The sequence below is a fragment of the Saccharothrix coeruleofusca genome, assembly GCF_014648515.1.
GTDB lineage: Bacteria > Actinomycetota > Actinomycetes > Mycobacteriales > Pseudonocardiaceae > Actinosynnema > Actinosynnema coeruleofuscum.
In genome coordinates, this window is record NZ_BMRG01000012.1 from 170895 (window position 1) to 183254 (window position 12360).

Below are 12360 nucleotides of genomic sequence, written 5' to 3' on the forward strand. Positions count from 1 at the left end.
GTGGGTCAGGAACTGGGCCAGGTGCTGGTGACCGGAGGCGCGTCCGGGCTGGGCGCGGCGGTGGTCAGCGCCGTGCGGGCCAGGGGCGGCGTGCCGCTGGTGCTGGACAAGGCCGCGCCGTCCTCGGACGAGGTGGCCGACTTCGAATCGGTCGACCTGTCCGACACCCGCGCCGCGGAGCGCGCCGTGCGGGCCGTCGCCGAGCGCAACGGCGGCCTGCGGGCGGTGGTCACCGCCGCGGGCATCGACGCCTGCGGTCCGCTGGACAAGGTCCCCGCCACCGACTGGGAGCGGGTGGTGATGGTCAACCTGTTCGGCACCGCCGCGGTCGTGCGGGCCGCCCTGCCCTACCTGGACGGCGGGCGCGTGGTGACCATCGCGTCCACCCTCGGGCTGCGCGCGGTCGGCGACGCCACCGCGTACTGCGCCTCGAAGTTCGGCGTGGTCGGCTTCACCCGCGCGCTGGCCGCTGAGACGGCGGGCCGGGTGGGCGTGACGCTGGTGATCCCCGGCGGCATGAAGACGCGGTTCTTCGACGACCGCGACGAGCAGTACAAGCCCGCCGACGACAGCAAGCTCAACCCGCCGGAGCGGGTGGCGGACGCGATCCTGTTCGCCATCGGCCAACCCGCCGGGTGCGAGGTGCGCGAGCTGGTCGTCGCGCACGCCGAGGAGGGCTCGTGGCCGTAGCCTCCCGCGCGGACACCGCTCGGGTGTTCGCGCGAGTCCTGCTGCCAACCCTGGCCAAGGGCGTCATCCTGCGCCGACCGGGCGTCGTAGCGGCGGCGGAGAAGCTGCGGCTCGACGGCTCCGCGGTGCGGACGGTGCGGAGGATGCGCGAGCGCTACGGCCCCGAGCCGCTGCGGTTGCGCGTCACCGGGCGCAGCTTCGCGCTGCTGCTCGACCCGGCGGACGTGCAGCGCCTGCTGGACCAGTCGCCCGAGCCGTTCGCCTTGGCCACCAAGGAGAAGCGGGCCGCGCTCGGCCACTTCCAGCCGCACGGCGTGCTGGCCTCCCGCGGCGCGGCCCGCGAACGGCGACGGGAGTTCAACGAGCAGGCGCTGCGCCCGGACCGGCGCTGCGTCGACGTGGTGCGCGACGAGGTCGACCTGCTCGTGCGGCACGCGGCCAGCACCGGCGTGCTGGACTGGGACTCGTTCGCCCAGGCGTGGTGGCGGGCGGTGCGCCGGATCGTGCTCGGCGACGCGGCGCGCCAGGACCAGGCGCTGACCGACGACCTGGCGAAGCTGCGCGCCGCGGCGAACTGGGCCTACCTGCGGCCCCGGCGGGAGGCGCTGCGGCGCGACGTGGAGCGGCGGCTGGCCCGGCACCTGGAGCGCAACGCCGACGCCCTCGCGCCACCGGAGATGGTCGGCCAGGTGCCGCACTGGCTGTTCGCCTTCGACGCGGCGGGCATCGCCACCATGCGGGCGCTGGCCGTCGGCGGCTCGGACCGGTGGGCGGTGCTGGAGTCGGTCCGGCTGTGGCCGACCACCCCGGTGATCCTGCGGGAGAGCACCATCGCCACCCGGTGGCACGGCAGCTGGCTGCCGGAGGGCACCACCTTCGTCGTGTTCACCCCGTACTTCCACCGGGACGCCACCCGGCTGCCGTTCGCCGACCGGTTCGCGCCGGAGGTCTGGCGCGAGGGCACCACCGACCCGGCGCTGGTGCCGTTCAGCGGCGGTCCCGGCGTGTGCCCCGGCCGCGACCTGGTGCTGGAGACGGCGGGGGAGGCGCTGGCGGTGCTGCGCTCCCAACTGGAGTTCGGGCCACCGCTGCGGGAGCCGCTGCCGCCGACGTTGAACCACTTCGGGCTGCGGTTCCCGGTGCACCGCAGCGGGTGATTTCCCCCGGTCGGGGGTACTTTGAGCGGCGTGAGCCGTCCGGAGGAGTCGCATCAGCGCAGGTTGGCCCGCAACCTGGGCGAACTGCTGCAGGAGTTGCGGGTCGCCCAGGCGGGTGTGCAGATCCTCTTCGGCTTCCTGCTGTCCATCGCGTTCACCGAGCGCTACGCGTCGACCGACCTGTACGTCCGCGCGACGCACCTGATCACGATCCTGTTCGCGGCCTGCTCGATAGCGCTGCTGACCGCCCCCGCCGCCTGGCACCGCATCCTGTTCCGGCGGGGGCGGCGCGAGGACATCATCGCGGTGGCCAACCGGTTCGCGGTGGTGGGGATGGGCGCCCTGGCCGTCGCGATGACCGGGACCATCCTGCTGCTGGGCGAGGTCATCATCGGCGGCTGGGTGGCGATCACGCTCGGCGCGCTGGCCGCGGTCCTGTTCGGCACGCTGTGGTTCCTGATGCCATGGCGGGAACGCGACCGCGACCCCGACCCCGAGGACACCGACGACGACGAGCAGTACGACTGACCCACCCCGCGAGTCGAACACTCAGGTACCGCGAGTCGAACGCTCAGGACCCCTGAGTTCTACGTTCGGGTTGGGTTATCCGGCAAAGCGCGCTCGCCGCGCGGCAGGTCGCCAAGGACGGCGCTCGCGGGCACCCCGCTCCGCGCGCCCCGCGCGCCCCCCTGGTGCGTCGGCAAGTACCACCCGAGGGGCGTGCGGGAGTCGGTAACTACTACCCGAGGCGGGGAAGCGAGGGCGGGAGTGCGCGGAAGCGCCGGTCAGGGCGGGAAAGTGCGGGTCGGGGTGCGCGAATGTTGAGTTCAGGGTGTCTGGGCGTTCGACTCGCGGGGGCGACACGCCCGACACGCCCATGGTCGGGTGACACCGGGGGCGGGCGTGGTCGTCCTGAGCGTTGAACTCGGGGGTGCTGAGCGTTCGACTCGCGGGGCGGTCAGCCTGCTTCGTCGGTGGTGTCGTGCGGGGTGCCGACCGGTTTGGACTCGGGGGAGCCGCGCTGGCGCAGGTAGACGCTGAGCACCGCCATCGAGCCGATGGCAAGGAACTCCGACTGCCAGTTCTGCAGCGAGCGGTTCCAGAAGTCGGCGGACAGCACGTACTCGCCCCACGAGACCGGGTCCTGGAAGTCCACCAGGCGCTCGTTGTTGTACGCGCTGCGCCCCGCCACGGACTGGGTGAACCACGAGGCCAGGAACAGCACCAGCATCGCCAGGCCCAACGAGTTCGAGTACAGCGCGGTGCGCCACCCGCCCGCCCGCGCCCACGGCGGTGAGCCCGCTGTCGCGTGCGCGCCGAGCGACTGCTCCTCGTCGGACTCCGCGCCCAGGCGCCGGGCGGGCTTGGACTCCGGCGAACCGCGCTGCATCAGCCACACCGTGGCGAAGATGAACAGGAAGAACTGCAGGTACTCCGACTGCCAGTTCTCCGCCACGTCCACGGCGAACTCCGACGAGGTCACGTACTGCCACAGGCCGATCGTGTCCCCGCCGTCGGTCAACCGCCGGTCGTTGAGCACGCTGTTGCCCGAGAACGCCTGCCCCACCAGGGAAACCAGGAAGATCGAGCCGAACGCCAGGCCCAACCCGTTGTCGCGCAGGAACCTCCTCACAGTCCCATCCCTCCGACGACCGCGAAGCAGACCAGCAGCACGAGCACGCCCAGCAGGTAGGCGTAGAACATCCCCCGCCGCGTCACGGACCACCCACCTCGCACTCGTACGGGCGGTCGTGGACCGCGTGGCACCCCGCGCCCGAAACGCGCCAACCGCTGGAAAGCTCGCGCAGGAACAGCGTGTCGTCATCCGTGCGGACCCGCGCCGCGTCGCCCCAGACGACGACCTCGCGCACCTCACCCCGCGGCAGTTCCAGCGAGGAGCAGTCGACGCCCTCGCGCGCACGTTCCGTGAGCAGCTCGCAGACCCGCTCCGGCCTGCCCGATGCGACCGCGGCCTCGAACTCCTCCGCCGCCCGCTGCGCCAGGTCCCGCGAAGCCGACGCGCACCCGCCCACCGCCAGCGAAACCGCCAGCAGCGCTGATAAGCACGCTGAGCGGACCATGACCGACCACCCGCCCGTCACGGTCGCAGCAGTACCTTCACCATGTTGTCCTGCTTCTTCTGGAACTTCTCGTACGCCATGGGCGCGTCGTCCAGCGGCAGGCGGTGCGTGGCGAAGCCGTCCACGCCCAGCGGGTCGTCGTCGGTGAGCAGCGGCAGGATGTCGGGCACCCAGCGCCACACGTTGGCCTGCCCCATCCGCAACTGCACCTGCTTGTCGAACATGGTCAGCATGGGCAGCGGGTCGGCCATGCCGCCGTACACGCCCGACAGCGAGATGGTGCCGCCGCGCCGCACCACGTCGATGGCCGTGCGCAGGGCGTCCAGCCGGTCCACCCCCGCGGTCATCATGAACTTCGCCGCCAGCGCGTCGGGCAGCAGCCCGGTGGCCTGCTGGGCCAGCTTGGTCACCGGGGCGCCGTGCGCCTCCATGCCCACCGCGTCGATCACCGAGTCCGGGCCACGCCCGCCGGTCAGGTCGCGGATGTGCTCGGCCAGCTGGCGATCGCGCGCGTTGATCGTCCTGATCCCGTTGGCGTGGGCGCGTTCCAGCCGCTCCTGCACCAGGTCCACACCGATGACGGTCTGCACGCCCAGGTGTTTGGCGATGCGGGTGGACATGTCGCCGATCGGCCCGAGACCGAGCACCACGAGGCTGCCGCCTTCCGGCACGTCCGCGTACCGCACCGCCTGCCACGCCGTGGGCAGCACGTCGGAGAGGTAGACGAACCGGTCGTCCGGCGGTCCGTCGGGCACCTTGATCGGCAGCGTGTTGCCGAACGGCACGCGCAGGTACTCGGCCTGGCCGCCGGGCACCTGGCCGTAGAGCTTGGTGTAGCCGAACAGCGCGGCGCCCGAGCCGTGCTCGCGCACCTGGGTGGTCTCGCACTGCGACTGCAACCCCTGACCGCACATGAAGCAGGTGCCGCAGGAGACGTTGAACGGCACCACCACGCGGTCGCCGGGCTTGAGCTCGGTGACCTGGGAGCCGACCTCCTCCACCACGCCCATCGCCTCGTGGCCGAGGATGTCGCCCTCGTCCAGGAACGGCCCGAACAGCTCGTACAGGTGCAGGTCGGAACCGCAGATGCCGGTGGAGGTCACCCGGATGACGACGTCGGTGGGTTCCTTGAGCACGGGGTCGGGGACGGTGTCCACGCGCACGTCGCGCTTGCCGTGCCAGGTGACGGCTTTCATGGGTCTCCTTCCGAGTGGTCCTGCACCCGGCGTTCCCCTCCCGGCGTGTGGCAAACCCGCCGCAGGGTAGCCCTCGGCCATGGCTACTACCGCACCTCTACCGAAAGACCGCTCGGGCGCCCCGCTGTACGCGGTGGTGACCGGTTCGGACTCCGGCATCGGCCGGGCGATCGCCGTGGCCTTCGCGGGCGGCGGCGTGGACGTCGGTCTGACCTACCACCGCGATGCCGAGGGCGCCGAGGAGACCGCCCGTCAGGTGCGCGAGCGCGGCGCGCGTGCCGCCGTGCGGCAGTTGGACCTGACCGACCTGCCCACCGCCGCGGCCGTGGTCGACGAGCTGGCCGAGGAGCTGGGCGGGCTCGACGTGCTGGTCAACTGCGCGGGCACGGGCACAGCCCAGAAGGTCATGGACATGGACTTCGACACCTGGCGCGGTGTGCTGTCGGTGGACCTGGACGGTGCTTTCCTGTGCTCCCAGCGCGCCGCCAAGCACATGATCGAGGCGGGGCGCGGCGGCCGGATCATCAACATCACCAGCGTGCACGAGCACGCGCCGAAGGTGGGCGCGGCCCCGTACTGCGCGGCCAAGGCCGGGCTCGGGGCGCTGACCAAGGTGCTGGCGCTGGAGCTGGCCGAGCACGCCATCACGGTGAACTCGGTGGCCCCTGGGGAGATCTCCACGCCGATGACCGGCCAGGAGGACGTGGACCCGCGTCAGCAGCCGCGTCCGGGTGTGCCGCTGGGCCGCCCCGGTCACGCGGAGGAGGTGGCCGCGGTGGTGGCGTTCCTCGCCACGCCCGCGGCGGGCTACGTGACCGGGGCCTCGTACGTGGTCGACGGCGGGATGCTGCTGATGGGCCCGCAGGCCAGCAGCATGCTCACCGACGAGAAGTGGCGCGTTCCCTAGCCTTGGCCGTCTTGCCCCGGTTGGCCTTCTCGATGGCCTCCACCAGCTGCTGCTTGGTCATCGAGGACCGACCGGGGACGTCCAGCTCCTTGGCCAGGTCGTAGAGGTGCTGCTTGCTGGCGTTGGCGTCCACGCCGCCGTGAGTCTTGCCGGGTTTGGGCGTGCTGCGCGCGGCCTGGTCGTCCGACGGCCCCTTTTCGGCCTTGGGTTCCCAGTGGTCGCCGACCTTCTCGAAGGAGTGCTTCAGCGCGGCGAACGCGGTCCGGTGCGACCGCTGGCCCTCGCCGTAGGTCTCCACCGCGGAGTCGTGCGCCTTGATCCACGTGCGCTGCGCCTTCTTCGACGAGCGGGCGATGGTGCTGGGCAGTTCCTCGCGTCCGGGCATGTTTCCTCCATGGTTCCGCCGGGGAGCCGGGGGTACCCGGACCGCATGACCGACATGCGCGCCGCACCACTGGACATCCACAGCCCGCTCGACGGCAGCCTGGTCGGCTGGCTGCCCACCGCGACCGAGCAGGACGTCGCCTCGGCGGTGCTCGACGCCCGCGAAGCGCAGGCCGCGTGGGCGCGGGTGCCCGCGGCCGAGCGCGGGGCCGCGCTGCGCGCCGCGGCGGCGGGTCTGCGCGAGCAGGCGGACAACCTGGCCACCGTGGTGGAGACCGAGACAGGCAGGCCGTTCGCGTCCGCGCGCGAGGGCGTGCTCGCGGGCGCGTCCACCCTGGAGCAGTACGCCGAGCTCGGCCCGGTGCACCGCGGCCGGACGCTGTTGGGCGGCCACGACGCCACCGACTTCATGGTCCCCGAGCCGCGCGGCGTGGTGGTCGCGCTGACGCCGTGGAACGACCCGGTGGCGATCGCCTGCGGGCTGCTCGGCGCCGCGCTGGTGACCGGCAACGCGGTGATCCACAAGCCCAGCGAGCGCTGCCCGCACACCGGCCTGCTGCTGGGCCAGCTGCTGGCCGAGCACTTCCCGGCGGGTGTGCTGCAGGGCCTGACCGGCGACGGCGCGGTGGGCGCGCTGCTGGCCGCCAACCCGCACGTCGACGTGGTGGCCCACGTCGGCGGGACCGCCACCGGCAGGCAGATCCTGGCCGCCACCGCCGCGACCGGGGCCAAGGCGCTGCTGGAGAACGGCGGCAACGACCCGCTCGTGGTCGACGCCGGCGTGGACCCGGAGTGGGCCGCCGACCAGGCGGCGCTGGGCGCGTTCGTCAACGCGGGGCAGCTGTGCACGGCGGTGGAGCGGATCTTCGTCCACGAGGCGGTGGCCGAGGCGTTCGTGGCGGCGCTGTGCGAGCGGGCGCGACGCTGGAACGAGGACCCGCAGCCGCTGGTCGACACCCGCCACCGCGAGAGCGTGCACGCCCACGTGGCCGAGGCGGTCGCCGACGGCGCGCAGGTGCTCGTCGGCGGTGAGGTGCCCGAAGGCGACGGCGCGTACTACCCGGCCACGGTGCTGGCCCGCTGCACCCCGCAGATGCGGGTGATGCGCGAGGAGACCTTCGGGCCGGTCGCCCCGGTGTGCGTGGTGCCCTCGTTCGAGGAAGCTCTGGCGCTGGCGTGCGTGGACGAGCACGGGCTGGCCGCCACGGTGCTCACCGGGTCGATGGCGCACGCGCAGCAGGCGTGGCGCGCGCTGCCGGTGGGGACGGTGAAGGTGAACGCGGTGTTCGGCGGCGCTCCGGGCGGTGCCGCGCAGCCCCGACGGGCCAGCGGCACCGGGTTCGGCTACGGGCCCGAGCTGCTGGACGAGATGACCACCACGAAGGTCGTGCACCTCGGCCTGCCCGGCTGACCCACGCCTGCAAGTAGCGCTGAAGCGACCTCCAGGGGGCCAGCCATCCACGGACTTGGCGTAGGGCCAGCGGCCAGGCGGGTTTCGACACCATCCTGTCTGTTGTGGACTGTGTCGTGGGTCCCCCTCTCTTGTCGACGGTCGGTCGGCGTGGTCGGCTCCGGCGGTGGGTCTGTCAAACGAGCGGCTCTGACCCGTAGTCGGTGGTAACGCTGGGTGTCTGTCAGGGTAGGAGGATGCGGTGGCGGATAAGGTCGAATCCTGCGCGTCCGTGCATCTGTCTCATGATCCTTTTCGTACGGGTGTTGACGCCTTCGGTGCGGCCGTTGTGGTAGGGCAGCGTGACGGCGGCGTCCACTGCGGACCGGTCGGTCTCGAGGCCGTTGGTGAGACTGCGCAGGTGCGGTAGGTCGACGCCTCGGGCTGTCGCGATCCACTCGGTGAGTTTCGCGTCGTTGCCCGCGGCAGGTGTCAGCAGGGCGGCGAAGCCGCGCACCAGTTCGGCGAGTGTGGTCATCTCCGGGCAGGCCGCAGTGATCTTCTCCAGCAGAGCCGTGTCCTTCGGACGCAGTTTTTCGGGTCTGGTCAGCAGGATGCGACTGGCGTGACGTGAGGTCGTGACGGGGGTCGCTTTCGGCGCGGCCCTGGTTGAGGTAGCGGACCAGCAGGTTGGCGCTGCCGGTGTAGCCCAATTTCCGGATCTGCGCCAGCAGGTGGGTAACCGGAATCGCGGGATCGGCGGCGCGGCGGGCGCGCAGGTGGTCGCGGTAGGGGTCGACCAGCGTCGGGCGGTAGGTGGGGGCGATGCGCAAAGCGTGGGGTTCGGGCATGCGGGCATAGCGTTTGACGGTGTTTAGGGCCATGCCGAGGCGCCGTGAACAGTCGAGCAGGCCGACGCCTCGGCCGAGTAGCTCGTGGACCTTGTTCCGGCGTTCGTGGACGGTCTGCTCGTGAACTCCGCCGGGGTGGGTTGACTGTGGCCCAACATCCGGCGTGCGCGCGGATTTCGAGCAGGACCTTGTCGCAGAGGTTGCGCCAGAGATGCCATCGATCGCTGACCTGCACCGCGTCGGGCAGAGCACGGCGAATCGCCTCGGCGTAGGTGGCCGAGCCGTCCCGGCATACCACTTCGACACCGGGATGCCCGCGCAGCCACGATTCCAGGGTGGCGGCGTCGCGGCCGGGCAGGACCGCGACGCGTCGGCCGGTCTCGGCGTCGATGACGATCGTGGCGTAGCGGTGGCGGCGGCGCAGGGCGAAATCGTCCACGCCGATCACCCGTGGAACCGTCAACTCGGGCAGTGGCAGGCGTCGCAGACGGCGCAACGCGGTGCTGCGGGACACCGGCACGGCGAGTACTCCGGCCAGCCGTGCGACCGCCCGGCCACATAACTCCTGCGCCACCTGGGATATCTGCCGAACAAGCCGCACCGTACGGCGCTGGTGGCGTTCCACCAGTCCGGGAACCTGCTCCCGGAAGGTCTGTCGCGGGCAACTCCGAGCAGGACAGACCAGTCGTCGGGTGCGCAGGTGCACGACGACCTGACGGCCGTCAACCGGCACGTCCTTGAGCGTCCGATGGTGGTAGCCGTGCACCTGCGCCGTCGCGGTCCCGCACCCCGGACACGACACGGCCGCGTCCCGGGTGCGGGCCGTGACCACCACCATGCCGCCACCGTCCGCCACGTCCTGGACGACCAGCGCCGACAGTCCGGAAAACACCGTCCTTACAAGGGAATCGACATCCATCACAAGATCGTGATCATGGCTGGCTACTTGGCGTCACCACCGACTACGGGTCAGAGCCGCTCGTGTTTTACAGTCCCTCGATCGGCGACTGCTATGACAACGCCATGATCGAATCGTTCCGGGGACGCGTCCAGACCGAGCTGCTCGACCGCCGACGATGGCGCACCCGCCTCGAGTTGGCCAACGCCCTGTTCGAGTACCTCGAGATGTTCCACAACCGCCGCCGACGCCACACCGCACTCGGAATGCTCACACCGATCGAGTACGAACTCCGACACGCCAAGATCGCTCCAGTAGCCTGAACTCCAGTGACCCGACTCCGCCAAACGGGGTGAGGATCACCTGTCCACCCGGGTCGTCAGGATCCAAGTGTGTCTGGTGTCCAACACTCAGGGGCAAGTCCTCGGAGGCGATGCTCTGTCATCGTGGCAGAACCGCCGCCAGCCGCTCATGGCGGAACCGGTAGACAGCTCCCTCCCGGCGCAGCAGGCCGCGGTAGTCGGCGTCCTGAAGGAACGCCATCATGCGCAACGGTGCCCTGCGTGTGACGGCGAGCCACAGACTGGCGATCATGAAGCGGCCCCATGCGGTGACGTGAACCTTGCTCAGGCCCTGATCAAGCCCACCGATGAAACAGCGCGTCACCGCCGCTGCCGCGCCTGCGGCGCCACCTGCGATGATGCCTCTGCTCAATCCGAACGCGAGACCGAATGCCAGGCCACCAACTAGTCCTTGCATCAAGGCGACCGCGCGGTCGTTCCGGAACACGACGACCGGGCTGATCGACATCGTGTCGTCGGTGGGCGCGCTGACCCAGAAGTCGAGGGTGCGGGCGATTCCGATCGCGAGCATGACCGCGACGCCCGCGCTCGACGCGCTGGCGATCGCGGCCTGTTTGAGGCCGACACCTGACATCGCGAGCGCCACCACCAGTGCCACACAGGCTCCACTGAGTGCACCGGTGCCAAAACCTTCTGTCACATGCCGCCAGAGCGGTTCTCCCGGAGAGTCAGTCAGGTGACGACGCGCACGCCACGGGCGCAGGCGTACGACCGAAGGGTGCGGCTGTTGTGATGCCGCCAGCAGGCACAGCGCCGTTCCGCCGAGCAGGCCCGCGACCGCCCCGCCCACGCACCCCCACCAGAGTCCAATCGCCGTGCCGTGCAACAACCCGGACGGCAGGCCCACCGCAACCGCGACGACCAGCGCGAACACAAGCCCGCCCAGCGTCCCGATCGCGGGTCTCGGCACAGCCAATTCGACCCGCCACCAGGCCAGTTCGGAAGACCGGACGTGACGCATGTGGTCGTCGAGGAAGGCAAGCCACCGCTGGGCATTCGCAAGGGTGGGTACGCGGTCGAGAGGTTTCCGATCGGCTGTGGGCTCTGGTCCCGAGTCCTTGGCCCAGAATGGGTGATAGCGCGTCGGCACGAGCCGCGAGAGCAAGTGGTCCTCGATCTTGCGTTGGTCGGTGAAGCCCAGCAGGTCGGTGGGATGGGCAGTGCCTTCCCCGTAGTCGGCCAGGGCAAGCCACGCCATCAATGGAGTGGTCAACGTCGCGGCCAGCGGCCCGTCCGGCTCCTCAGTGAGCCGGGCGAGGACCGGTTCCCACCCCTCGAGGCGATGGGGGTCGACAACCAGTCGTAGGTATTCGGCGACGACATTGACAGGAGGACGTTCGGCCTCGGCGACGGCGGTCGCCTCAAGCACCCGGCCTCGGGGATGCCGCACTGCCGCGCGGAACTCCTTTCCACGTGATGACAGCACGAGCGCGCCGACACCTGGGAGTGCATTGTTAATCCGTGTCAGCGCCACCGGACGCAGGTGTTGCGGTATCTCGTCGAAACCGTCCAGCACCGGAATCACCAGTCCGGAGCCGACGATTTCGGAGGCTCGCTCGCTGCTGCGTACGGACGGGTACCTCGCGACCAGTTGCTCGACGAGCCACTCGACCAGTCCCACCGCCGACGGATTCCATTCGCTGATCGTCAGCATGACCGGCACCGGCCCTCCTGGTTCGCGGCGCCTGATCCGACCGAGTACCAAGTGCGCCAGTGCCACGGTCTTGCCCATGCCGGACTCTCCCAGAAGCACGAGCCGATGGTGCGGCAGCCAGTCCAGGACCTCCGCCGTTGCGTCCAAGTCGCCCTCGAACGCGATATCGCCGTCGGCCAGCACCACGTCGCGGTGATCTGCGACATCCCAGCTGAAAGTCCAGCGCATCGGTATCGCTTTGATCAGGCGCTCGTTCCTCCATTGTCGCTCCACATCTACGGCCAGCGCGTCCAGGAATGCGGAGAGGTCACTCGCGGGAGGCGCTGCCAGCCAGGGGAACACCGGATAGCCATTCGATTTCAGGGCGACCCGGCCACGCCGCTCGGGTAACAGGCGGACGATTTCCTCCCACTGTGACCGCAGCTCTTCAAATTCCTCCTTGAGTTCTCCGTCCGGCTCCCTCCCGTAGTAGACGATCAGCAGGTTTTCGACAGAATCTCTAATTCGCGGGAAAGCTTTGCCCTTCTCGATGTTGTGCAGCGACGCTTTAGGGTGACCCCACTTGCGGACCACGTCGTCCATCGACATTTTACGTTTTTCGCGCAGTCTCCGCAGTCTTCGGCCGAAATCTGCCCATGCCTCCTGGAAGGGGTCCGGCGGTGACTCGGACATGAGACTCCCTCGGAAACGTGTTCATGTCGTTCATGAGTGTTCACGAACGGTAGCCGATGAACGCGTCCCCGGCTATCAACGGTTATGCCCGTGCTGATCCGAAGAGGAAGGAGTTGAG

The 12360-nt window shown here is 70.2% G+C and carries 11 protein-coding genes and 1 pseudogene; 6 read left to right on the top strand and 6 right to left on the bottom strand.

Going from position 1 to position 12360, the window contains the following annotated elements; genetic code table 11:
* The 3 genes from IEZ00_RS25685 to IEZ00_RS25695 are packed head-to-tail and all read left to right on the top strand — an operon-like array spanning position 1 to position 2375.
* Positions 1-690, top strand: coding sequence for an SDR family oxidoreductase (locus IEZ00_RS25685; protein ID WP_189225895.1), 690 nt, complete (start codon positions 1-3; stop codon positions 688-690).
* A complete protein-coding gene (locus tag IEZ00_RS25690; protein WP_189225896.1) occupies positions 681-1847 on the top strand; it encodes a cytochrome P450 in 1167 nt (388 codons plus the stop codon). The genes IEZ00_RS25685 and IEZ00_RS25690 overlap by 10 nt, the downstream gene beginning before the upstream one ends.
* A 30-nt stretch (positions 1848-1877) precedes the next feature.
* Positions 1878-2375 (top strand): DUF6328 family protein, encoded by a 498-nt coding sequence (locus tag IEZ00_RS25695; protein ID WP_189225897.1) that lies wholly within the window; start codon positions 1878-1880, stop codon positions 2373-2375.
* A gap of 430 nt (positions 2376-2805) precedes the next feature.
* Here IEZ00_RS25695 and IEZ00_RS25700 read toward each other — a convergent pair whose 3' ends face one another.
* The 3 genes from IEZ00_RS25700 to IEZ00_RS25710 all read right to left on the bottom strand — a co-directional run bounded on the left by IEZ00_RS25700 (position 2806) and on the right by IEZ00_RS25710 (position 5124).
* Entirely contained in the window at positions 2806-3480 is a 675-nt protein-coding gene (locus IEZ00_RS25700) for a DUF6766 family protein (RefSeq protein ID WP_189225898.1), read from the bottom strand.
* An 82-nt stretch (positions 3481-3562) separates the two neighbouring features.
* Positions 3563-3928, bottom strand: a complete 366-nt coding sequence (locus IEZ00_RS25705; RefSeq protein ID WP_189225899.1) for a hypothetical protein — start codon at positions 3926-3928, stop codon at positions 3563-3565.
* 17 nt (positions 3929-3945) lie between these two features.
* Positions 3946-5124: a zinc-dependent alcohol dehydrogenase gene (locus IEZ00_RS25710; RefSeq protein ID WP_189225900.1), complete on the bottom strand. Its 1179-nt coding sequence runs from the start codon at positions 5122-5124 to the stop codon at positions 3946-3948.
* Between the two features lie 79 nt (positions 5125-5203).
* On the opposite strand from IEZ00_RS25710, the gene IEZ00_RS25715 reads away from it, so the two are divergent.
* Entirely contained in the window at positions 5204-6031 is an 828-nt protein-coding gene (locus tag IEZ00_RS25715; protein ID WP_189225901.1) for an SDR family oxidoreductase, read from the top strand.
* Here the strand turns inward: IEZ00_RS25715 and IEZ00_RS25720 are convergent.
* Positions 6003-6416, bottom strand: coding sequence for a ChaB family protein (locus tag IEZ00_RS25720; RefSeq protein ID WP_189225902.1), 414 nt, complete (start codon positions 6414-6416; stop codon positions 6003-6005). The two genes, IEZ00_RS25715 and IEZ00_RS25720, sit on opposite strands and share 29 nt — an antisense overlap.
* Positions 6417-6470: 54 nt before the next feature.
* Between IEZ00_RS25720 and IEZ00_RS25725 the strand changes: the two genes are divergently transcribed.
* Positions 6471-7826, top strand: a complete 1356-nt coding sequence (locus IEZ00_RS25725) for an aldehyde dehydrogenase family protein (protein WP_189225942.1) — start codon at positions 6471-6473, stop codon at positions 7824-7826.
* A gap of 223 nt (positions 7827-8049) precedes the next feature.
* Here the strand turns inward: IEZ00_RS25725 and IEZ00_RS25730 are convergent.
* A pseudogene (locus IEZ00_RS25730) lies at positions 8050-9575 on the bottom strand (ISL3 family transposase).
* A gap of 62 nt (positions 9576-9637) precedes the next feature.
* Here IEZ00_RS25730 and IEZ00_RS25735 point away from each other — a divergent pair.
* On the top strand, positions 9638-9877 hold the full coding sequence (locus IEZ00_RS25735) for an integrase core domain-containing protein (protein WP_268248843.1): 240 nt from the start codon (positions 9638-9640) through the stop codon (positions 9875-9877).
* Positions 9878-9995: 118 nt separating this feature from the next.
* Here IEZ00_RS25735 and IEZ00_RS25740 read toward each other — a convergent pair whose 3' ends face one another.
* Positions 9996-12242 carry a helix-turn-helix domain-containing protein gene (locus IEZ00_RS25740; protein WP_189225904.1) on the bottom strand — a complete coding sequence of 749 codons (2247 nt, stop codon included), beginning with the start codon at positions 12240-12242 and terminating at the stop codon, positions 9996-9998.
* Between the last annotated feature and the right edge of the window lie 118 nt (positions 12243-12360).